Raw genomic sequence first — 22106 nt, forward strand, 5'->3', positions numbered from 1 at the left:
CACACACTTTCAGGACGCCAATCCCGGCACCTGATTTTGCAGGTGCGCCGCCATTTTATTACTGTGGATTTATCCAGCAGCTGACTTCGAAAGAAACTGGAAAGCGCCTCGCAAAATTCCTCTGCGGCCTGTTGCCCTCACCCCAACCCTCTCCCACAGGGAGAGGGAGAAAACACTAAAAACGACAACACTGTTGTCGTTTTGCTTTTACCTTGGCAGGCATAAAAAAACCGGGCTAGTGCCCGGTTTTTAAACCTACGTAAGAAATCAGTGAGCCGCTTCCGGCTTGTGCTTCGCCGCACTCTGGAAATCGTACGTCAGCTCGTTCTTCGCCTGATCCAGCGCCACGGTCACCTGACCGCCGTCCACCAGTGAGCCAAACAGCAGCTCGTTCGCCAGCGGTTTCTTCAGGTTATCCTGAATCACACGCGCCATCGGACGGGCACCCATCGCACGGTCGTAGCCTTTCTCGGCCAGCCAGTTGCGGGCCTCCTGGCTCACTTCCAGCGACACGCCTTTCTGATCCAACTGAACCTGCAGCTCGACGATGAACTTATCCACCACCTGATGGATCACCTCGGTAGACAGGTGATCGAACCAGATAATGTTGTCCAGACGGTTACGGAACTCCGGCGTAAAGATCTTCTTGATCTCTTCCATCGCATCGGTGCTGTTATCCTGGTGGATAAGACCGATGGATTTACGCTCGGTTTCACGTACCCCGGCGTTGGTGGTCATCACCAACACCACGTTACGGAAGTCCGCCTTGCGCCCGTTGTTGTCGGTCAGCGTCCCGTTGTCCATCACCTGCAGCAGGATGTTGAACACGTCCGGGTGCGCTTTCTCGATTTCATCAAGCAGCAGTACCGCGTGCGGATGCTTGATCACCGCGTCGGTGAGCAGCCCGCCCTGGTCAAAGCCCACGTAGCCCGGAGGTGCACCGATCAAACGGCTGACGGTGTGACGCTCCATATACTCGGACATATCAAAGCGCAGCAGCTCAATGCCCAGCGCTTTGGAGAGCTGAACCGTCACCTCGGTTTTCCCCACACCGGTTGGGCCGGCGAACAGGAAGGAACCGACAGGTTTATGCTCATGCCCCAGCCCGGCGCGGGCCATCTTGATCGCTTCGGTTAAGGCCTCAATGGCTTTATCCTGACCAAAGACCAGCATTTTCAGGCGGTTGCCAAGGGTGCGCAGCGTGTCGCGGTCGCTCTGAGAGACGCTCTTTTCAGGAATGCGCGCAATGCGGGCCACCACGGACTCAATATCCGCCACGTTAACGGTTTTCTTACGCTTGCTGGCCGGCATCAGACGCGCACGCGCCCCTGCCTCATCAATGACGTCGATCGCCTTATCCGGCAGATGACGGTCGTTGATGTATTTCACCGCCAGCTCCACCGCCGCACGCACCGCTTTCGCGGTATAACGCACGTCGTGGTGCGCTTCATACTTCGGTTTCAGGCCGTTGATGATCTGCACCGTTTCCTCGACGGACGGTTCGGTCACGTCGATTTTCTGGAAGCGGCGCGCCAGCGCACGGTCTTTCTCAAAGATGTTGCTGAACTCCTGGTAGGTGGTAGAGCCAATCACGCGGATCTTGCCGCTGGAGAGCAGCGGTTTGATCAGGTTTGCGGCATCCACCTGGCCACCGGAGGCCGCACCGGCACCGATGATGGTGTGGATCTCATCAATAAACAGGATGCTGTTGGTGTCCTGCTCCAGCTGTTTTAACAGCGCCTTGAAGCGTTTTTCAAAATCACCACGGTATTTCGTGCCCGCCAGCAGCGAGCCAATATCCAGCGAGTAGATGGTGCAATCGGCAATCACTTCCGGCACGTCGCCCTGCACAATGCGCCAGGCAAGACCTTCGGCAATCGCGGTTTTACCCACGCCAGATTCCCCCACCAGCAGCGGGTTGTTCTTGCGGCGACGGCACAGTACCTGGATCGCACGCTCCAGCTCTTTATCGCGACCAATCAGCGGGTCGATACCGCCAACGCGAGCAAGCTGATTAAGGTTGGTGGTGAAGTTTTCCATACGATCCTCCCCGCCTGCTTGCTCTTCATTGTTATTGACCTGATTGCTGGAATCCGATGCCTGGTTAGGCTCGTCTTTGCGCGTTCCGTGAGAAATAAAGTTAACCACATCGAGTCGGCTGACTTCGTGTTTGCGCAGCAGGTAGGCAGCCTGTGACTCCTGCTCGCTGAAGATGGCGACTAAGACGTTTGCGCCAGTCACTTCGCTACGTCCGGAAGACTGGACGTGAAATACCGCGCGCTGCAGCACACGCTGGAAGCTGAGCGTCGGCTGCGTGTCGCGCTCCTCTTCACTGGCTGGCAGCACCGGTGTGGTTTGTTCGATGAAGGCTTCGAGTTCCTGACGTAGCGCCACCAGATCCACGGAGCAGGCTTCCAGCGCTTCGCGGGCAGATGGGTTGCTAAGCAGTGCGAGCAGCAGGTGCTCGACGGTCATAAACTCATGTCGGTGCTCACGCGCTCTGGCGAAAGCCATGTTTAAACTGAGTTCCAGTTCTTGATTGAGCATAGGCACCTCCCCCAATTTTATGCCTTATCAGGCCTTTTCCAGCGTACACAGCAACGGATGCTCGTTCTCCCTCGCATAGTCGTTCACCATCGCCACTTTGGTTTCCGCCACTTCGGCTGTGAAGATGCCGCAGATAGCTTTGCCACGATAATGAACGGTAAGCATCAGTTGCGTTGCACGTTCTACATCATAAGAAAAGAACTTTTGTAGCACGTCAATAACAAATTCCATCGGCGTGTAATCATCGTTCATTAACATAACTTTATACATAGATGGCGGTTTTAGCGCGTCACGCACTTTGTCTTCCGCCAGCTGGTCAAAATCCAGCCAGTCGTTGGTCTTACCCATTTTGCATAACCACTTTGAATCTACCTCAGATGTTAGATAACAATCATCTATTACTGTCATCCGCGATGTCTGTCACAAACTGTTGCAATAGCGTTAACTGCTTCAAACTTTGGTTGATTATTGTCCCATCTCCAGCGCCAAACGCTTGACGACTTCTTTCGTTTCTCTAAATTGTACAAGCGTGAGATGGCGAGGTTTTGAACAGCCCCCACTCCACCACCGGTTCATTCCATCTTAACTTATAAGATTTACGAAGGATGTCGAAGCATGGAAATGGGTACTGTTAAGTGGTTCAACAACGCCAAAGGGTTTGGCTTCATCTGCCCTGAAGGCGGCGGCGAGGATATCTTCGCTCACTATTCCACCATTCAGATGGATGGTTACAGAACGCTCAAAGCCGGGCAGTCCGTCCGGTTCGATGTACACCAGGGACCCAAAGGCAATCACGCAAGCCTTATCGTACCCATTGAAGCAGAGACGGTTGCATAGCTCTCTGTTTTATTGTGTACATCCCGCAGTCAAAATGCCAGCCCGATCGGCTGGCATTTTTATTTTCAGCCTATTCGCGGGCCAGTGCATCCACCGGATCCAGCCGCGCCGCATTGCGGGCGGGTAACCAGCCAAACAAAATGCCGGTAAAAGTTGAACACAAAAACGCGGTAAGAATGGCCACCGGTGAGAAGCCAATTTCCCAGCCGGGCAAAAAGAGCTGCAGCGCAAATGCGATCATCATCGAGAGCGCAATGCCCATCGCGCCCCCCACCAGACACACCAGCACAGCTTCAATCAAAAACTGTTGCAGGACATCGCTGGCTCTGGCCCCGACCGCCATGCGGATACCAATCTCACGGGTGCGTTCGGTCACCGATACCAGCATGATATTCATCACCCCGATACCGCCAACGACCAGCGAAATGACCGCCACCAGCGTGAGGAACAACTGAAGAGTACGTGTGGTCTTTTCCGCCGTTTTCAAGAGGCCGTCCATATTCCAGGTGAAGAAATCCTTCTTCCCGTGGCGCAGGGTTAACAGCCGCTCAAGCTGCTGTTCAGCCAGCGCGCTGTCGTAGCCCTCCTTCACGCGCACGGTGATGGAGTTAAGCCAGGACTGCCCCATAATCCGCCCGGAGATGGTGGTATAGGGTAGCCAGACGCGCAGGATCTTGCTGCTGCCAAACATCGACTGCTTCTCTTCCGCCACGCCGATGACCGTAGCCGGCATATTGCCGACCAGGATCACTTCCCCCACCACATTCGCTTTATTGGGGAAAAGCTGTCTGCGTGAGTTCGCGTCCAGGACCACCACCTGCGCCCTGCCTGCCAGCTGTTCGGCATTGAAGGTCGCACCTTCACTGAAGGTCATACCGTAAACGTTGAAATAGTCCCCGCTGACGCCGTTCGCGCTGGCGGCAACGTCCACGTTACCCACGCGCAGGCGCAAATTTTGCGACACGGCCGGCGTCGCCGAGTTAACCCACGGCTGCTTCTGAATCGCCGCCAGATCGTCATATTTCAGGGACTGCTGATACTGCGGCTCGTCGTCGCCAAAGTCTTTGCCGGGATAGACGTCAATGGTATTGGTGCCAATCGCGCGGATATCGGCCAGCACCAGCTGCTTGGCCGCGTCGCCCACCACCACAATCGATACCACCGAGGCGATACCGATAATGATGCCGAGCATGGTGAGCAGGGTGCGCATTTTATTCGCCGCCATCGCCAGCCAGGCCATGGCAAGCGCTTCACGAAAGCCGCTGGAGAACTGTCCCCAGCCGGTGGACGGTGGTAGCGCTTCTTTCGTCGCCGCCGCTCTGGACGCTCCCGGAGGCGGATTGCTGACCAGCTCGCCGTCGTGGATCTCAATAATGCGTTCCGCCTGCGCCGCCACCTGCGGGTCATGCGTCACGATAATTACCGTGTGTCCCTGATCGCGCAACTGGTGGAGGATCGCCATCACCTCTTCGCCGGAATGGCTATCGAGCGCCCCGGTGGGTTCATCCGCGAGGATCACCTGCCCGCCGTTCATCAGGGCACGGGCAATACTCACGCGCTGCTGCTGGCCGCCTGAAAGCTGCGAAGGCTGGTACTCCACCCGCTCCGCCAGCCCCAGACGCGTCAGCAGCATCTGCGCGCGCTCAAGACGCTTTTTCCGCTCCACGCCGGCATAGACCGCCGGCACTTCGACGTTCTGCGCTGCATTGAGGTGAGAGAGCAGATGGTAACGCTGGAAGATAAAGCCGAAGTGCTCCCGACGCAGCTTTGCCAGCGCGTCGCCGTCCAGCGTGGAGATGTCCGTTCCGGCCACGCGATAGGTGCCGCTGGTCGGTTTATCCAGACAGCCCAGAATGTTCATCAGCGTCGATTTACCGGATCCCGATGCGCCGACAATCGCCACCATCTCGCCCGCCTCCACGCGCAGAGAGATGCCTTTCAGCACCTCCACCGGGCCATCGCCCGAGGGGTAGCTGCGGCGAATGTCGTTCAGCTCAAGCAGCGCCGTCATTTCGCGGCTCCGGGCAGGCTTTCGCTGATGACAACCTCCTCACCCTCTTCCAGCCCTTTCACCACCACCACATCGGTGTCGTTGCGCGCGCCAATCACCACTTCACGCTCGCGCGTTTCCCCGTTGCGCAGCACTTTGACTTTATAGCGGTTATCCCCGGCGGACTCGCCCAGCGCAGAGAGGGGAATGGTCAGCACGTTCTTCACGCCGGTCAGCTGGATATGCACCTGCGCGGTCATGTCCAGACGCAGCACGCCCTGCGGGTTCGGCACTTCAAAACGGGCATAGTAGAAGATGGCGTCGTTAACCTTTTCCGGCGTCGGCAGAATGTCTTTCAGCACGCCTTCGTAGCGGGTCTGCGGATCCCCCAGCACCGTAAACCAGGCGTTTTGCCCCGGTTTGAGATGGATAACGTCCGCCTCGGAGACCTGGGCTTTGACCAGCATGGTGCTCATGTCCGCCAGCGTCAGGATGTTTGGCGCCTGCTGCGCGGCAATCACCGTCTGCCCCTGCAGGGTGGTGATCTGGGTGACTTCGCCAGCCATCGGCGCGACGATTTGCGTATAGTCGAGGTTGGTTTTCGCCGTATCCAGCGAGGCCTGGTTGCGTTTGATTTGCGCGTCGATGGTGCCAATCTGCGCCTGTTTTACCGCCAGCTCTGTGGTGGCCGTATCTAAATCTTGTTTCGAAATGGCCTGGGTTTTCGCCAGCGCCTGCTGGCGGGTCAGTGTGACCTGAGCCAGGTTACGCTCTGCCTGGGCCTGGGCGCGCTGGGCGCGCAGCTCCATCAGCGTGGCTTCCACCTCGCGGATCTGGTTCTCAGCCTGTTCAGGATCGATAACCCCAAGCAGCTGACCTTTTTTCACCTTATCGCCAATCTCTACCGACAGCGTTTTCAACTGGCCGCTCACCTGGGCACCCACGTCAACCTTGCGCAGGGCATCCAGCTTGCCCGTCGCGAGGACGTTTTGCTGCAGTTCGCCAGGACGAACAATCAATGTCTGATACTGTGGCACAGGCGCATTAAGCACTTGCCATAGCCAGTACCCACCGGCTAACACCACGACCGCCAGCAGCAGAAACAGCGTTCTGCGTTTTCCCTTAAGGTTCATAAATATTCCAATTAAATGTTCTGGCAATAATAAATGTTGATTCTATCTAAACGACTCCTCAACGAAACCCCCGTTCCCTGAAATCGTCACAATTTGTTTACGAGACGTTGAACGTTCGCCTGCTGAAATGGAGATATTCATCAAGAAGCAGGATCTATCATGTCTTCCATCGTCGATACACCTTTTTCCAGCCTGCCACAGCCTAAATCGGGCTGGCAGCTCTTCAAAAATCTGGCTTTCGGTACGCTCACGCCAGGGCTGGCGTGGCAGAACCCCGCCTATCGACGTAAATTCATGTTACGTTCGCTGGCGACACCCATTAGCACCGCTCGCCTGTTAACGAGCCTTGCTAAGCAACCGCGTCTGATGCAGATGCTGCAGGTCCAGCCAGGACTGCCGTGCCGGCTGCATCGCCCCTGGCTGACGGTGAAAATGGATCGTCAGCATGCGCTGGAATCGCTTAACTGGCACTATCAGACCCTGAGCCGCCAGCTTCCTGCGACGCTGCTTGCGGGTTATCTTTCTAAGCCAGGTTACACCCTGCTGACCTTAACCGGCAAAGAGGAACAGCAGTTCACCGTTCGTCTGTGCGCTGATGCGTTCCTGGATAAAGAAGGGGAAGCCACCCTCGCCTTCTGCGACAGGCACAACACGGTGCTGGCGGAAATGACCTTTACGCTCTGCCAGTTTGCAGGAAAAACGACGCTGTTCATCGGCGGTCTACAGGGCGCAAAAGCGCACGTTCCCCATGAACTGATCCAGGGGGCGACGAAAGCCTGTCACGGTCTGTTCCCGAAACGTCTGCTGCTGGAAGCCGCGATGACGCTTGGCGCCGCTTTTCCGGTCGAGCAGATCGTTGCCGTCAGCAACGCCACACACATCTATCGCAGCTGGCGTTACCGCAAGAAAAAAGAGGGGAAACTGCTGGCTGATTACGACAGTTTCTGGGTCTCGATCGGCGGTGAAAAACAGGATAACGGTCACTTCCTGCTGCCGCTTGCCATGCCGCGTAAACCGATGGAAGAGATCGCGAGCAAAAAGCGCGCCGAGTATCGCCGCCGTTATGAACTGCTGGATAGCCTGATTCAGCAGGTCAATCAGGCAACCCAACGCTAATCCGCTTTCCCGCGTGCCAGCCACAGCACGCGGGAAAACATCTTACGCAGCAGAGTCGGTACCGCCTCCACGCCCCGCCTTCCCGCTTCTGTCGCCACTTCAATGGCTAAATCCGGTTTTGACGAACGATGAATGGCTTTGGCGATCACGCGCCGCATGTTCATCGGGACATCGACAGGCACCATGGCAATTCGGTGGAATACGTCGTCGAACCCCTGACGATACATAAAGTGCTCCATGTCCATCGCGGGCAGCATAGTTAAATGGTCGCGCTCTTCTTCCCGCTCGTTATTGAGCAGGCTACGCACGGTCGAGGCATATTTTTTGCCCGCCTCATCACCGTCGACCAGGACGTGCCACTCGATCCCCATCCGGCGTGCGAATTTAATCAACGGCTTTAATCCCGACTGGGCGAATTCGATCACCTTAATGCCTTCCGCATCAAAATGGTGACCACACTGGCGCGCCAGCTCGTTAATGACCCAGGTTTCCGTCTCTCCCTCCACCAGCAGCCAGCAGCGGGCAAAGAGCGATGACGCCCGGTTAAAGCGGATATGAAACGCGATGCGCCGCCCGTCTTCCGCGTTCATGCCGCCCGGCCCCAGTCGGTAAGCGGTGACACGGGAGGATTCACGCACCAGACGACAGACGTGTTCAACCGGCGTCAGGGATAACAGCTCACCGGAGTTGGTGGTCGTAATGCGCTGGAGCGGCAGCAGATTCAGCAGATGCCATGCCACGGAGAGCATAATGGGATGCAGGCGGGTTTCAGGATCTTCCACCAGCAACAGCGGTCGGGCGTCCCGGTCAAGACGGACGGTGCCTTTGGCCTGCAGAAGCGTGGAGAACAGCCCCAGCAAAATCACCCGATGCGTACGCCCGCCGGGCCGGTCAATCATCCGGTTAATGATATCGAGATAGCGCCAGCTTCGTTGCTCATCATGAGAACGGCGGCGCATCAGACGATGGCGGGACTCCGAGGTCCCCTGCTCGGAAAAATAGTGCTCCAGCAGTTGTACCATCGCGGACAACCCCTGGCGGATTTGGCCATCGGTCAGATTTTGTGGACGAGACACCAGCTCCCGCGCCAGAAAATCCAGCTCGCGGGCGGTGACTTCCACTTCCGGCATATTCGGTACGGTACCGTTACGAATACGCCGCATAAAACGCGCATCGCGCAAGCGTAATACCGGCGTCAGGCGGATCAGGTGGCGGGCCAGATCGTCAATATTGTCCAGCGGGATCGGATTGGCTTTCTCGTCGAGAAACTCACGCAGCGTGAGTACACCTTCGTTCTCCGCCATCTCCCCTTCCAGCCGATAGAAAATCCGGTGGAAGCCGTCATCGCACGGCACCCAGCAGGGTGACAGCGGACGGAAGCGCCGCACGCGGTGACGGCCCGGTTCGGATTCCCGGAACGTCAGGATGATATGCAGGTGCTTCTCGCGGCCATTGACATCACCGGGCGGAAACCAGAAATCGTCCCGGACGAAGTGATACAGATCGTCTTCGGGCGAAAGCAGTAACGTCAGCGCATCCAGCAGGCTGGACTTACCCCACGCGTTCTCGCCGATCAGGACGTTGTTCTGCTCCAGCTGCAGCGACAGGCGGTTAATACCGCGAAACCCGACAATTTCCACTCGTTCGAGAAGCATAAGTCCCCCGCGAAATGATCACTTTTTCCTTTAAGTTATCAGCAGTATAGCGGGAGGATGCCGCGCGGAACACTGCCAGAGGTCCTGATTATTCTGCGCCAGCACGAAAAATTAAGAATTTCCGTGGCAGGTTTCATTTGAAATAGTGTCAACAGCACAACAAACTATTGTCCGCAAATTGGACTATGCTGTATTCACCTCCAGTTTGAACAAGGATTGACATCACATTGCCTTAAATCAAATTAAACAAATTTATTTAAGTGGCGAAGGGATGTTATTGGTTTTTAAAATACAGGCTCTTTGAGTCGTCATCCCTTTATGGCGATATATCCCGCATGCAGGAAAGCGTGCGGAAATTATGTTGAGGTGGTTATGTTTAGAAAATTGGCAGCAGAATGCTTTGGTACATTCTGGCTGGTATTTGGTGGCTGCGGTAGCGCCGTTCTGGCAGCAGCATTCCCGGAATTAGGTATTGGTTTTGTCGGCGTGGCGCTGGCCTTTGGTTTAACCGTATTAACCATGGCCTTTGCCGTGGGTCATATTTCCGGTGGTCATTTTAACCCGGCCGTGACGTTGGGTTTATGGGCCGGTGGTCGTTTCCCGGCGAAAGAGGTGATCGGTTATATCGTCGCCCAGGTGGTGGGCGGGATTATTGCCGCAGCCGTTCTGTACGTCATCGCCAGCGGTAAAGCGGGCTTCGACGCGGCAGCCAGCGGTTTCGCCTCTAACGGCTTCGGCGAACACTCTCCGGGCGGTTATTCCATGCTGTCGGCTATCGTGATTGAAATTGTGCTGACCGCTGGTTTCCTGCTGGTGATCCACGGCGCAACCGACAAACACGCACCTGCTGGTTTCGCACCGATTGCCATTGGTCTGGCATTGACGCTTATCCACCTGATCTCCATTCCGGTCACCAACACCTCCGTTAACCCGGCGCGCAGTACCGCAGTGGCTATCTTCCAGGGTGGCTGGGCGCTGGAGCAGCTGTGGCTGTTCTGGGTCATGCCTATCGTTGGCGGTATTCTGGGCGGCGTGCTGTATCGCACCCTGCTGGAAAAACGCGATTAATCTTCCCTCCCTCTCCTGTGGGAGAGGGTCGGGGTGAGTGCAACAGGCCGCACACACAGGCCGGGTAAGCGTTAGCGCCACCCGGCTTTCTTTTTGCCGCTTTACTGAACAGCCTTTATTGGGTAGTGTCTCTGGCGCTCAACAGATACTCACAAGGACCGGCTGTTCATGTTTTCAGGACTCCTCATTATTCTGCTGCCCCTGATTGTGGGCTACCTAATCCCACTGCATCAGGAATCAGCCTTACGGCTGATTAACCGTTTTCTCAGCTGGATTGTTTACGTCATTCTTTTTTTTATGGGAATCAGCCTGGCCTTTCTGGATAACCTGGCGACCAATCTGCTGGCGATCCTGCATTATTCTGCGGTCACTGTTGTGGTTATTTTGCTGTGCAATATTGCCGCATTGTTCTGGCTTGAACGCACTATTCCGTGGAAAAACCACCATCATCAGGAAAAACTTCCGTCCCGCATAGCGATGGCGCTGGAATCATTAAAACTGTGCGGCGTCGTGGTGCTCGGTTTTCTTCTGGGGCTGACCGGCTGGGCGTTTTTACAGCACGCGACAGAGGCCAGCGAATATACGCTGATCTTCCTGCTGTTCCTGATTGGTATCCAGCTGCGAAATAATGGCATGACCCTGAAGCAAATTGTCCTCAATCGTCGGGGAATGATGGTCGCGGTTATTGTTATCGCCAGTTCTATGGTGGCGGGCGTCATTAACGCTTTTATTCTCAACCTGCCGCTGAAAACCGGTCTGGCCATGGCGTCAGGGTTTGGCTGGTACTCCCTCTCCGGCATTCTGCTGACCGAGTCCTTCGGTCCGGTGATTGGCAGCGCCGCCTTCTTTAACGATCTGGCGCGTGAGCTGCTCGCTATCATGCTGATCCCGGGCCTGGTGCGCCGCAGTCGCTCTACCGCGCTGGGGCTTTGCGGAGCGACGTCGATGGACTTTACCCTCCCGGTACTGCAGCGCTCTGGCGGACTGGAGATGGTCCCCGCCGCCATTGTTCACGGCTTTATTTTAAGCCTGCTGGTTCCCGTTCTGATGGCACTCTTCTCTGCCTGATACCTCTTTGGCGGTAGCGAACCTGCCGCCAAAATTGCGCTAAATCAAGCTCCCTCTATTTTGTCGTAGAAAGCCCTTTTCACCGTTCTGACACAGGCATAACCTTAAACATGTATATCAAATATAACTTTAACAGGTGTGATTATGTTTTGTGTGCAATGTGAACAAACTATCCGTACCCCGGCAGGCAATGGCTGCTCTTACGCACAGGGTATGTGCGGCAAAACCGCAGAAACATCTGACCTGCAGGACCTGCTGATTGCGGCCCTGCAAGGCCTTTCCGCATGGGCATCCAAAGCCCGCGATTACGGCATCATCGACCACCACGTCGACAGCTTCGCCCCGCGCGCCTTCTTTTCCACGCTGACCAACGTCAACTTCGACTCCCCGCGCATCGTCGGGTATGCCCGCGAAGCAATTGCCCTGCGTGAAGCGCTGAAAGCGCAGTGCCTGAAGGCGGATGCGAGCGCCCGCGTGGAACACCCGATGTCTGAACTTCAGCTTGTAAGTGACGATCTGGGCGAGTTGCAGCGTCAGGCGGCGGAATTCACCCCAAACAAAGACAAAGCCGTGATTGGTGAGAACATTCTCGGCCTGCGCCTGCTGTGCCTGTACGGTCTGAAAGGCGCTGCGGCGTATATGGAGCACGCGCACGTGCTCGGGAAGTCAGACAATGAGATTTACGCCCAGTACCACAACATCATGGCGTGGCTGGGGACCTGGCCTGCCGATATGAACGCGCTGCTGGAATGCTCGATGGAAATCGGCCAGATGAACTTCCGCGTAATGAGCATTCTGGATGCCGGTGAAACCAGCACCTATGGGCACCCAACGCCAACCCAGGTCAACGTCAAAGCGACCAAAGGCAAATGCATTCTGATCTCCGGTCATGACCTGAAAGATCTCTACAACCTGCTGAAACAGACCGAAGGCACCGGCGTTAACGTCTATACCCACGGGGAAATGCTACCGGCGCACGGCTATCCGGAGCTGCGTAAATTTACGCATCTGATCGGTAACTACGGCAGCGGCTGGCAGAACCAGCAGGTCGAGTTCGCCCGCTTCCCGGGTCCTGTTGTGATGACCTCAAACTGCATCATCGACCCGACCGTCGGGGCATATGACGACCGCATCTGGACCCGCAGCATCGTTGGCTGGCCGGGCGTGAGCCACCTTGAAGGTGACGATTTCGGTCCGGTGATTGCGCAGGCGCAGCAGATGGCCGGCTTCCCGTACAGCGAGATCCCGCATCTCATCACCGTCGGCTTCGGTCGCGAAACCCTGCTCGGCGCTGCAGATTCCCTGATTGACCTCGTCAGCCGTGAAAAACTGCGTCATATCTTCCTGATCGGCGGCTGCGACGGCGCGCGCGGCGAGCGTAACTACTTCACCGACTTCGCCACCCGCGTGCCGGAAGATTGCCTGATCCTGACTTTGGCCTGCGGTAAATACCGTTTCAACAAGCTGGACTTCGGCAACATCGAAGGTCTGCCGCGTCTGGTGGATGCCGGTCAGTGTAACGATGCTTACTCGGCGATCGTTCTGGCTGTCACCCTGGCGGAAAAACTGGGCTGTGGCGTAAACGATCTGCCGCTGTCTCTGGTGCTCTCCTGGTTTGAGCAGAAGGCCATCGTGATCCTGCTGACCCTGCTTTCGCTGGGCGTAACCAACATCGTCACCGGCCCGACTGCGCCAGGTTTCCTGACACCGGACCTGCTGGCCGTACTGAATGAAAAATTCGGTCTGCGTTCCGTGACCACCGTTGAAGAAGACATGCAGCAGCTGCTGAGCGCGTAAGGAGTTATTCATGACCATGCCAACCTCACAATGTCCGTGGCGGATGCAGGTCCATCACATCCATCAGGAGACGCCGGATGTGTGGACGCTGTCACTGCTGTGCCATGACTACTATCCGTACCGCGCGGGTCAGTATGCACTGGTCAGTGTTCGCAACAGTGCGGATACGCTGCGCGCCTACACGCTTTCCTCGACGCCGGGCGTGAGCGAGTACATTACGCTGACCATCCGCCGTATTGATGACGGGGCAGGCTCTCGATGGCTGACCCGGGACGTGAAGCGTGGGGATTACCTCTGGCTGTCTGACGCCCAGGGCGATTTCACCTGTGACGACAAAACAGAGGATAAATTCCTGCTGCTGGCGGCCGGTTGTGGCGTGACGCCGATTATGTCAATGCGCCGCTGGCTGGCCAAAAACCGCCCGCAGGCTGACGTGCAGGTGATCTTCAGCGTGCGTTCACCGGACGATGTGATCTTTGCCGACGAGTGGCGCAACTATCCGGTCACGCTGGTGGCAGAACGCAACGCGACGCACGGCTTTGTCGCGGGGCGTCTGAACCGCGAACTGCTGCGAAGCGTACCGGATATCGCAAACCGTACCGTGATGACCTGCGGCCCGGCGCCGTACATGGCTATTGTGGAAGAGGACGTAAAAGCGCTCGGCGTCACCCGCTTCTTCAAAGAGCAGTTCTTCACGCCGGTGGCAGAGGCGGCAACCAGCGGGATCCAGTTCACCAGACTGCAACCGGCGCAGACCTTCTTTGGCCGCGTGGGCACCACGCTGCTGGAGGCGCTGGAGAGCAATAAAGTACCGGTGGCTGCAGCCTGTCGTGCTGGCGTGTGTGGGTGCTGTAAAACGAAAGTGGTGTCCGGTGATTATACCGTCACCAGTACCATGACGCTGTCCGACGCGGAAATTGCCGAGGGTTACGTGCTGGCGTGCTCCTGCCATCCGCAGGGCGATCTGGTCCTCGCATAAACAATAAACGCTCGTTCGTAGGCCCGGTAAGCGTAAGCGCCACCGGGCTTTTTTGCCGGGTGGCACTGCGTTTACCCGGCCTACAACCACCCTACCGCCACGCGGGCGCTTTCCCCAGCGCGTAACGCCCTGCCCCTAAAAACGCCACCGCCAGCGAGCCGATAAAGAAGTACATCAGGCTCTCAATCGCCCAGGCCCCCACGGCATCCAGCGCAAAGGTTTTGCCCGTGCCCACCATCAACCATGCCACGATCATGGTGAACGCCAGCACCAGCGCCGCCGGGCGCGTGAAGAGCCCGGCGATAATCAGGATCGGTGCCACCACTTCGCCAATCAGCACGCCGTAAGCGATAAATCCCGGCAATCCTTTTTCCACCAGCATGCCGCTGATAAACCCGACGCCGCCAAACAACTTGTGTAAACCGTGAAACAGCATCAGCCCGCCGACGGCAAGTCGTAACAAGAGTTTGCCGAGATCGTCACACGCGAGCTTTTCATTTACAGCCATTAACAATGATTTAACCATTTGAAATCCTTTATTTTTCACCCTGTACCCGAACAGATTATGCCGAACAATGACTCATGAAAACCACCTTTAATTGAGGGGTATTGCGCAGGCAATACAGTGGCTTTCTTCTAAGCTTGTAGGCGATATCACAAAAAGGAGACGGACCACCATGAAACAAACCGTGGCTGCATATATAGCGAAGACCCTGGAACAGGCAGGCGTAAAACGTATCTGGGGCGTAACCGGGGATTCCCTTAACGGCCTCAGCGATAGCCTTAACAGGATGAAGACCATTGAATGGATGTCGACCCGTCATGAAGAGGTCGCCGCCTTTGCTGCCGGTGCCGAAGCACAGCTCACGGGTGAACTGGCCGTCTGCGCCGGGTCGTGCGGGCCGGGTAACCTGCATCTGATCAACGGGCTGTTCGACTGCCACCGCAATCACGTGCCGGTGCTGGCGATAGCCGCCCACATCCCCTCTTCCGAAATCGGCAGCGGCTATTTTCAGGAGACGCATCCGCAGGAGCTGTTCCGTGAATGCAGCCACTATTGCGAGCTGGTTTCATCCCCGGAGCAGATCCCGCAGGTGCTGGCCATCGCCATGCGCAAGGCGGTGCTGAACCGGGGCGTTTCGGTGGTCGTCATCCCGGGCGACGTGGCCCTGAAGGCGGCGCCTGAAGGGGCCAGTACCCACTGGTACCACGCGCCGCAGCCGGTCATCACCCCAGCGGAAGAGGAGCTGAAAAAGCTGGCGCAGCTGCTGCGCTACTCCAGCAATATCGCCCTAATGTGCGGCAGCGGCTGTGCTGGCGCGCACAAGGAGCTGCTTGAATTTGCGGGCAAGCTGAAAGCCCCGATAGTTCATGCCCTGCGCGGCAAAGAGCACGTCGAGTACGACAACCCCTATGACGTGGGGATGACCGGGCTGATCGGTTTTTCCAGCGGCTTCCACACCATGATGAACGCCGACACCCTGATTTTGCTCGGCACCCAGTTCCCGTATCGCGCGTTCTACCCGACGGATGCCAAAATCATTCAGATTGATATCAACCCGGCCAGCATCGGCGCACACAGTAAGGTCGATATGGCGCTGGTGGGGGACATCAAATCCACCCTTGCCGCCCTGCTGCCGTTGCTGGAAGAGAAAACAGATCGCAGGTTCCTCGACAAGGCCCTCAGCGATTATCGCGATGCCCGCAAGGGGCTGGACGACCTCGCCAAACCGAGCGACAAAGCGATCCACCCGCAGTATCTGGCCCAGCAGATCAGCCATTTCGCAGACGACGATGCCATCTTCACCTGTGACGTGGGCACCCCCACCGTCTGGGCGGCGCGCTATCTGAAAATGAACGGCAAACGCCGTCTGCTCGGATCGTTCAACCACGGCTCGATGGCGAACGCCATGCCGCAGGCGCTGGGAGCAAAAGCGACAGCGCCGGAGCGTCAGGTGGTGGCGATGTGCGGCGATGGCGGGTTCAGCATGCTGATGGGGGATTTCCTGTCGGTGGTACAAATGAAGCTGCCGCTGAAAATCGTGGTCTTTAATAACAGCGTGCTGGGCTTTGTGGCGATGGAGATGAAGGCCGGCGGCTATCTGACAGACGGCACCGAGCTGCACGACACCAACTTCGCGCGCATCGCCGAGGCCTGTGGCATCACCGGCATCCGCGTGGAGAAAGCGTCAGAGGTGGATGAAGCCCTGCAGCGCGCCTTTTCCATCGACGGCCCGGTGCTGGTGGATGTCGTGGTCGCCAAAGAGGAGCTGGCCATCCCGCCGCAGATCAAGCTGGAGCAGGCCAAAGGCTTTAGCCTCTACATGCTGCGCGCGATCATCAGCGGCCGCGGCGATGAGGTGATCGAACTGGCAAAAACCAACTGGCTCAGGTAAAACATCTGGCATCGCCTTTTAAATATAAGGACATGCCATGATTGATTTACGCAGTGATACCGTTACCCGCCCGAGTCGCGCCATGCTCGAAGAGATGATGGCCGCCCCGGTCGGGGACGACGTTTACGGTGACGATCCGACCGTAAACGAGCTGCAGCGCTATGCCGCGGAGCTCAGCGGCAAAGAGGCCGCCCTGTTCCTGCCCACCGGAACCCAGGCTAACCTGGTGGCGCTGCTCAGCCACTGCGAGCGCGGCGAAGAGTACATTGTCGGCCAGGGGGCACATAACTATCTCTACGAAGCAGGCGGTGCTGCAGTGCTCGGCAGCATTCAGCCGCAGCCGATTGACGCCGCACCGGACGGCACCCTGCCGCTCGACAAAGTCGCCGCGAAAATCAAAGCCGACGATATCCATTTCGCCCGCACCCGGCTGCTCAGCCTCGAAAACACCCATAACGGCAAAGTCCTGCCGCGCGAATACCTGAAAGCGGCGTGGGAATTCACCCGCGAACGCAAACTCGGGCTGCACGTGGACGGCGCGCGTATTTTTAACGCCGTGGTGACCTACGGCTGCGAGCTGAAAGAGATTACGCAATACTGCGATTCGTTCACCATCTGCCTCTCTAAAGGGCTGGGGACGCCTGTCGGCTCCCTGCTGGTGGGCAACGCAGACTACATTAAGCGCGCGAACCGCTGGCGCAAGATGACCGGCGGCGGCATGCGCCAGGCCGGTATTCTGGCGGCGGCGGGTCTGTATGCCCTGAAAAACAACGTGGCGCGCCTGAAGGACGATCACGACAATGCCGCGTGGATGGCGACGCAGCTGCGTGAAATTGGCGCCGACGTGATGCGCCACGACACCAACATGCTGTTCGTTCGCGTGGGCGATGACCATGCCGCGGCGCTGGGTGAGTTTCTGAAAGCGCGTGGCGTGCTGATCAATGCGTCACCCGTTGTGCGTCTGGTGATGCATCTCGACGTGAGTCGCGCACAGCTGGCGGACGTGGTGAAACACTGGCAGGCGTTTTTACAGCGTTAAGGAGCAGAACGTGCCGCAGCGTATTCTGGTGCTTGGCGCCAGCGGGTATATCGGTCAGCATCTCACCGCGGCGTTAAGCCAGCAGGGGCATCAGGTGCTGGCGGCGGCACGCAACACGGAACGCCTTCAAAAGCAGAATCTGCCCGGCGTGACCTGCCACAACGTCGACCTCAACTGGCCTGTCGCGCTGCCAGCACTGCTGGAGGGGGTCGATACGCTTTATTACCTGGTGCACAGCATGGGCGAAGGGGGCGATTTTATCGCCCACGAACGTCAGGTGGCCCTCAACGTGCGCGATGCGCTGCGGCAAACGCCGGTGAAGCAGGTGATTTTTTTAAGTTCGCTTCAGGCTCCTGAAAATGCACAGTCCGATCATCTGCGTGCGCGCCAGCTTACCGCTGACACGTTGCGTAGTGCGAACATTCCCGTCACGGAACTGCGCGCCGGCATTATCGTCGGTGCCGGTTCCGCCGCCTTCGAAGTGATGCGCGATATGGTCTACAACCTGCCGGTGCTCACGCCGCCGCGCTGGGTCCGCTCGCGTACCACGCCCATCGCGCTGGAGAATCTGCTGCATTATCTGGTGGCATTACTGGATCATCCGGCGGAACAGCACCGCGTGTTCGAAGCCGCTGGCCCGGAAGTGCTGAGCTATCAGGAACAGTTTGAACACTTTATGCACGTCAGCGGCCGTCGACGCTGGCTGATCCCGATCCCCTTCCCGACCCGCTGGATCTCGGTGTGGTTTTTGAATGTGATCACCTCCGTCCCGCCGACGACCGCCAAAGCCCTGATCCAGGGGCTGAAACACGATCTGCTGGCAGACGATAGCGCGCTCCGCGCCTTAATCCCCCAGCCGTTGATCCGCTTTGACGAGGCCGTACGCAACACCCTGCAAGAAGAAGCGCAGCTGGTGAACTCCAGCGACTGGGGCTACGACGCCCAGGCGTTTGCCCGCTGGCGGCCGGAGTACGGTTATTACCCGAAACAGGCGGGCTGCACGGTAGAAACCCCGGCCAGCCTGGCCGCGCTGTGGGAGGTGGTAAACCAGATTGGCGGTAAAGAGCGCTATTTCTTCGGTAACCTGCTCTGGCAAACCCGCGGGGCGATGGACCTGCTGGTGGGCCACCGGCTGGCAAAAGGCCGTCCGGCGCGCCCGTATCTTGAGGTGGGCGACGCGGTGGACAGCTGGAAGGTGATCATCGTCGAACCGGAAAAACAGCTGGCACTGCTGTTCGGTATGAAAGCGCCGGGACTCGGCCGGCTTTGCTTTACCCTGAAAGACAAAGGCGATCATCGTGAACTGGACGTCCGCGCCTGGTGGCATCCGCACGGCATGCCCGGTCTGTTCTACTGGTTGTTCATGATCCCGGCGCACCTGTTTATCTTTCGCGGGATGGCAAAGCGGATTGCGCAACGGGCAGAACAAAAGACGGAAAAGATCTAAATAAAACTCTCTTTCTTTCACCTTTCCCATTGCATAGCGCCGTAATTCACGAAAGAATGCGCACGAAATTCTTTTCAACACAGTGGATTGATATGAAGGTACTGGTTACCGGGGCGACCAGCGGCTTAGGCCGAAATGCGGTCGAATTTCTGCGCAACAAGGGCATCAGCGTCAGGGCTACCGGTCGCAACGAAGCGATGGGAAAACTGCTGCAAAAAATGGGCGCAGAGTTCGTCCATGCCGATCTGACGGAGCTGGTCTCCTCTCAGGCCAAAGTGATGCTCGCCGGTATCGATACCCTGTGGCACTGCTCCAGCTTTACCTCTCCGTGGGGTACCCAGGAAGCCTTTGATCTCGCCAACGTGCGGGCCACCCGCCGTCTGGGCGAATGGGCCGTCGCCTGGGGCGTGCGTAACTTTATTCATATCTCCTCTCCGTCGCTCTATTTCGACTATCACCACCACCGCGATGTGCAGGAAGATTTCCGGCCAGCCCGTTTTGCCTGTGAGTTTGCCCGCAGCAAGGCAGCCAGCGAAGAGGTGATTGATCTGCTGGCACAGTCGAACCCGCATACCCGTTTTACGGTCCTGCGTCCGCAGAGCCTGTTCGGACCGCACGACAAAGTGTTTATTCCCCGTCTGGCGCAGATGATGCACCACTACGGCAGCGTACTGCTGCCACGCGGCGGCGACGCGCTGGTGGATATGACCTATTACGAAAATGCGGTCCACGCCATGTGGCTGGCCAGCCAGCCGGACTGCGATACGCTGATTTCCGGTCGCGCCTATAACATCACCAACGGCGAGCCCTGCACGCTTCGCAGCATTGTGCAGCGCCTGATTGATGAGCTGCAGATCAACTGCCGTATCCGTTCCGTGCCTTACCCGATGCTGGATATGATCGCCCGCAGCATGGAGCGTTTTGGCAGTAAATCGGCCAAAGAGCCTGCGCTGACCCACTATGGCGTTTCAAAGCTAAATTTTGATTTCACGCTCGATATTTCCCGCGCGGAGAATGAGCTGGGGTATAAACCGATTGTGACGCTGGATGAAGGGATTGTGCGTACCGCGGCGTGGTTGCGGGATCACGGAAAGTTGCATCGGTAGTTAATCTGGTGCGGCCTGATGCCCTCCCCCACAGGGAGAGGGAGTAAAACAAAAACGGCAACCTTTCGGTTGCCGTTTTGTTTTTACAGCGCCGTCCAGGCTTCAGACCATGCCAGACCCGCGCCTGGTTCATAGTATGCCGGGGCGTTGTTACACCAGCCGCTGTACGGGAACGGTTTGCACTGGAACAGTTTACCGTGGTTGTTCACGATATCGCCTGCGCTGTACTTGCTGTTCGCGCTCCACGCCGGGTAGGTACCTTCATCCTGAGACGGGGTCGCCGCTTTGGCTTTGACGTTCAGCAGGTAAGTGGTGGTGCTGCTCAGTTCACCATCGCTGACGGTCAGGCTGACTTCGTACTGTTTCGCCGTGGCGGCTTCTGGTGCCGTAAAGGTGATCACCGCTTTGTCCTGACCGGTCACCGTCTGGCCGTCCTGGGAACGCCAGGTGTAAGTCAACTGGTTACCGTCTTCGTCAGTAGAACCTTCCGCGCTCAGAGACACCTGCGCACCCGCTTCAACTGCACCAATCGGACCGGCAATCTGCGCAACCGGTGCGTGGTTTACTGGAGCCGGCGTGTTGTCAGCAGGCGTATTATCCGCTGGGGTATTGTCTGCTGGCGTGTTATCCGCTGGCGTATTATCTGCCGGGGTGTTGTCAGCAGGGGTGTTATCCGCCGGGTTCACATTTGAGCCATCGTCATTCACGATCTTCACGTTAAAGAACTTCTGTACACACTTGGTGTAGTCGCCGTCTTTGAACGCGCTGAATGGCGTCTGGTAGCCCACCAGCTGGCACGCGTAGGTTTTGCCGTCAGGCGTATCCGCGCTCCATCCCCAGTCCTGCTCCCAGTAAATCTTCAGGGCACCCGCGCCGCCTTCATCGAACTGCTTCATGTTGGCACAGCCCAGCACTTCATCAGCAGGAACAGGCACTTTCAGGTAGTTTGCGAACTCTTTGTAATACTTGATACGGTTCTGAGACTGGGCAATCTCGGTCGGACCGCCGCACTCAACGCCGCCGTTGATGATCTGGGTGGTGACGCCGAAGCCTGGGACCAGGCCGTTAGCCTTGTCGTGGTCGTTCGGCTGCCAGGTCCCGTCGATAACCTGCAGCATGCTTGGTTTTGGCGGTTGTGGATAGGCGAAGAAGAATATCGCACTCGCCAGGTTCAGCCAGGTGTCTGCCACCAGCTCTGGTTTGTCGAGCAGCGTGCGGACATCGCCGTACATCGCTTCAGAGAAAGGACCGTAGTTATAGTTGTAAGACAGCTGTTTCGCTCCGCGACCGAAGTAGCTCAGGAAATCACCGTCTTTGTCTTTACCGCACGGCCAGGTCTGACCCTGCCAGACGCTGGTATTACATTCGCCGTTATAACCGCCCTTCTGGCCTTCGCTCCAGCCCATTTCACGCACGTACACCAGCGCCTGACGCCATTCGGCTTCCGGACGCCAGCTTTCGTGCCCCCCCGTTTCCTGCGCAAAGTGAGCAAACATGGTTGCCAACTCTTTACGGCAGATGGCATCGCTGTTGCGGCCGTCTTTATAGGTGTCGCACAGTGCAGGGAATTTGCCCACCGCTTTCAGGAAGTTGCTGTAGCTGTAATCCTTCGCGCGCAGTGGGAACAGGTATTCCCAGTCGCTCTCTTTCAGGATCCCTTCAACGCGTTTTACGTTATCCGGGTTTGCCGCACGGCCTGGCTCAATCTGCTCAACTGACGCGTTGTCCAGCGTACGGATAGTATCCTTCACGGATTTCATCAGCGGGAAATCGGTGAGCGCTTTCTCCTTTTTCGCCAGATCGCTGGCTTTCATGGTGTAAGGCTCGCTGTTATCCGCCTTCAGCATGGTGGCCTGAGCAATAACAGGTGCTACGCATGCACCTGCAATAAGCACGCTCAGTAATGTCCTTTTATTCATCTCGGTTAT

The 22106-nt window shown here is 57.4% G+C and carries 17 protein-coding genes; 10 read left to right on the forward strand and 7 right to left on the reverse strand.

Annotated elements, in window-relative coordinates; translation table 11 throughout:
• Positions 1-267: 267 nt before the first annotated feature.
• On the reverse strand, positions 268-2547 hold the full coding sequence (gene clpA / locus LDK53_RS06360; protein ID WP_014831269.1) for an ATP-dependent Clp protease ATP-binding subunit ClpA: 2280 nt from the start codon (positions 2545-2547) through the stop codon (positions 268-270).
• A gap of 27 nt (positions 2548-2574) precedes the next feature.
• Positions 2575-2895: an ATP-dependent Clp protease adapter ClpS gene (clpS, locus tag LDK53_RS06365; protein ID WP_006174393.1), complete on the reverse strand. Its 321-nt coding sequence runs from the start codon at positions 2893-2895 to the stop codon at positions 2575-2577.
• A gap of 267 nt (positions 2896-3162) precedes the next feature.
• Here clpS and cspD point away from each other — a divergent pair, with 267 nt between their 5' ends.
• Positions 3163-3384 carry a cold shock-like protein CspD gene (gene cspD, locus LDK53_RS06370; RefSeq protein ID WP_008499993.1) on the forward strand — a complete coding sequence of 74 codons (222 nt, stop codon included), beginning with the start codon at positions 3163-3165 and terminating at the stop codon, positions 3382-3384.
• Between the two features lie 70 nt (positions 3385-3454).
• On the opposite strand, the gene macB is transcribed toward cspD, so the two are convergent.
• Together macB and macA are read right to left on the reverse strand one after the other, a co-directional pair.
• Positions 3455-5395 carry a macrolide ABC transporter ATP-binding protein/permease MacB gene (macB, locus tag LDK53_RS06375; protein ID WP_047958146.1) on the reverse strand — a complete coding sequence of 647 codons (1941 nt, stop codon included), beginning with the start codon at positions 5393-5395 and terminating at the stop codon, positions 3455-3457.
• On the reverse strand, positions 5392-6507 hold the full coding sequence (macA, locus tag LDK53_RS06380) for a macrolide transporter subunit MacA (RefSeq protein ID WP_225285010.1): 1116 nt from the start codon (positions 6505-6507) through the stop codon (positions 5392-5394). The genes macB and macA overlap by 4 nt, the downstream gene beginning before the upstream one ends.
• A gap of 159 nt (positions 6508-6666) precedes the next feature.
• Between macA and LDK53_RS06385 the strand changes: the two genes are divergently transcribed.
• Positions 6667-7623 carry a VirK/YbjX family protein gene (locus LDK53_RS06385; protein WP_225285013.1) on the forward strand — a complete coding sequence of 319 codons (957 nt, stop codon included), beginning with the start codon at positions 6667-6669 and terminating at the stop codon, positions 7621-7623.
• Here LDK53_RS06385 and LDK53_RS06390 read toward each other — a convergent pair.
• The gene (locus LDK53_RS06390; RefSeq protein WP_045284513.1) at positions 7620-9278 is read right to left on the reverse strand and encodes an ATP-dependent endonuclease; all 1659 of its coding nucleotides are present in this window, start codon (positions 9276-9278) and stop codon (positions 7620-7622) included. The genes LDK53_RS06385 and LDK53_RS06390 overlap by 4 nt on opposite strands.
• 372 nt (positions 9279-9650) lie before the next feature.
• On the opposite strand from LDK53_RS06390, the gene aqpZ reads away from it, so the two are divergent.
• The 4 genes from aqpZ (at position 9651) to hcr (ending at position 14190) form a co-directional block, all read left to right on the forward strand.
• On the forward strand, positions 9651-10346 hold the full coding sequence (gene aqpZ, locus LDK53_RS06395; RefSeq protein WP_025756038.1) for an aquaporin Z: 696 nt from the start codon (positions 9651-9653) through the stop codon (positions 10344-10346).
• 168 nt (positions 10347-10514) lie between these two features.
• Positions 10515-11414 carry a lysine exporter LysO family protein gene (locus LDK53_RS06400; protein WP_225285015.1) on the forward strand — a complete coding sequence of 300 codons (900 nt, stop codon included), beginning with the start codon at positions 10515-10517 and terminating at the stop codon, positions 11412-11414.
• Positions 11415-11558: 144 nt separating this feature from the next.
• A complete protein-coding gene (gene hcp, locus LDK53_RS06405) occupies positions 11559-13211 on the forward strand; it encodes a hydroxylamine reductase (RefSeq protein WP_225285017.1) in 1653 nt (550 codons plus the stop codon).
• Between the two features lie 10 nt (positions 13212-13221).
• Positions 13222-14190 (forward strand): NADH oxidoreductase, encoded by a 969-nt coding sequence (gene hcr / locus LDK53_RS06410; RefSeq protein WP_225285019.1) that lies wholly within the window; start codon positions 13222-13224, stop codon positions 14188-14190.
• A gap of 91 nt (positions 14191-14281) precedes the next feature.
• On the opposite strand, the gene LDK53_RS06415 is transcribed toward hcr, so the two are convergent.
• Complete coding sequence (locus tag LDK53_RS06415; protein ID WP_225285021.1) at positions 14282-14716, reverse strand: DoxX family protein; 435 nt, start codon at positions 14714-14716, stop codon at positions 14282-14284.
• A gap of 151 nt (positions 14717-14867) precedes the next feature.
• On the opposite strand from LDK53_RS06415, the gene poxB reads away from it, so the two are divergent.
• From poxB to LDK53_RS06435, 4 genes are all read left to right on the forward strand, one after another.
• Entirely contained in the window at positions 14868-16586 is a 1719-nt protein-coding gene (gene poxB / locus LDK53_RS06420; protein WP_059386154.1) for a ubiquinone-dependent pyruvate dehydrogenase, read from the forward strand.
• Positions 16587-16623: 37 nt separating this feature from the next.
• Positions 16624-17625, forward strand: a complete 1002-nt coding sequence (gene ltaE / locus LDK53_RS06425) for a low-specificity L-threonine aldolase (protein ID WP_225285025.1) — start codon at positions 16624-16626, stop codon at positions 17623-17625.
• Between the two features lie 10 nt (positions 17626-17635).
• Positions 17636-19072 (forward strand): SDR family oxidoreductase, encoded by a 1437-nt coding sequence (locus tag LDK53_RS06430; RefSeq protein WP_225285026.1) that lies wholly within the window; start codon positions 17636-17638, stop codon positions 19070-19072.
• A gap of 92 nt (positions 19073-19164) precedes the next feature.
• A complete protein-coding gene (locus tag LDK53_RS06435; RefSeq protein WP_047959784.1) occupies positions 19165-20178 on the forward strand; it encodes an NAD-dependent epimerase/dehydratase family protein in 1014 nt (337 codons plus the stop codon).
• A gap of 83 nt (positions 20179-20261) precedes the next feature.
• Here LDK53_RS06435 and LDK53_RS06440 read toward each other — a convergent pair whose 3' ends face one another.
• Complete coding sequence (locus LDK53_RS06440) at positions 20262-22097, reverse strand: glycoside hydrolase family 19 protein (protein ID WP_045284521.1); 1836 nt, start codon at positions 22095-22097, stop codon at positions 20262-20264.
• Positions 22098-22106 lie beyond the last annotated feature (9 nt).

The sequence above is a fragment of the Enterobacter sp. K16B genome (assembly GCF_020216105.1).
In the GTDB taxonomy this organism is placed as follows: domain Bacteria; phylum Pseudomonadota; class Gammaproteobacteria; order Enterobacterales; family Enterobacteriaceae; genus Enterobacter; species Enterobacter sichuanensis.

Bases quoted from the DNA above. Each gene is read 5' to 3' on its own strand.
- ltaE (WP_225285025.1), top strand. From the start codon at position 16,624: ATGATTGATTTACGCAGTGATACCGTTACCCGCCCGAGTCGCGCCATG.
- macB (WP_047958146.1), bottom strand. From the start codon at position 5,395: ATGACGGCGCTGCTTGAGCTGAACGACATTCGCCGCAGCTACCCCTCG.
- clpS (WP_006174393.1), bottom strand. From the start codon at position 2,895: ATGGGTAAGACCAACGACTGGCTGGATTTTGACCAGCTGGCGGAAGAC.
- poxB (WP_059386154.1), top strand. From the start codon at position 14,868: ATGAAACAAACCGTGGCTGCATATATAGCGAAGACCCTGGAACAGGCA.
- cspD (WP_008499993.1), top strand. From the start codon at position 3,163: ATGGAAATGGGTACTGTTAAGTGGTTCAACAACGCCAAAGGGTTTGGC.
- hcp (WP_225285017.1), top strand. From the start codon at position 11,559: ATGTTTTGTGTGCAATGTGAACAAACTATCCGTACCCCGGCAGGCAAT.
- LDK53_RS06390 (WP_045284513.1), bottom strand. From the start codon at position 9,278: ATGCTTCTCGAACGAGTGGAAATTGTCGGGTTTCGCGGTATTAACCGC.
- aqpZ (WP_025756038.1), top strand. From the start codon at position 9,651: ATGTTTAGAAAATTGGCAGCAGAATGCTTTGGTACATTCTGGCTGGTA.
- LDK53_RS06415 (WP_225285021.1), bottom strand. From the start codon at position 14,716: ATGGTTAAATCATTGTTAATGGCTGTAAATGAAAAGCTCGCGTGTGAC.
- LDK53_RS06440 (WP_045284521.1), bottom strand. From the start codon at position 22,097: ATGAATAAAAGGACATTACTGAGCGTGCTTATTGCAGGTGCATGCGTA.
- hcr (WP_225285019.1), top strand. From the start codon at position 13,222: ATGACCATGCCAACCTCACAATGTCCGTGGCGGATGCAGGTCCATCAC.
- LDK53_RS06400 (WP_225285015.1), top strand. From the start codon at position 10,515: ATGTTTTCAGGACTCCTCATTATTCTGCTGCCCCTGATTGTGGGCTAC.
- LDK53_RS06435 (WP_047959784.1), top strand. From the start codon at position 19,165: ATGAAGGTACTGGTTACCGGGGCGACCAGCGGCTTAGGCCGAAATGCG.
- macA (WP_225285010.1), bottom strand. From the start codon at position 6,507: ATGAACCTTAAGGGAAAACGCAGAACGCTGTTTCTGCTGCTGGCGGTC.
- LDK53_RS06385 (WP_225285013.1), top strand. From the start codon at position 6,667: ATGTCTTCCATCGTCGATACACCTTTTTCCAGCCTGCCACAGCCTAAA.
- clpA (WP_014831269.1), bottom strand. From the start codon at position 2,547: ATGCTCAATCAAGAACTGGAACTCAGTTTAAACATGGCTTTCGCCAGA.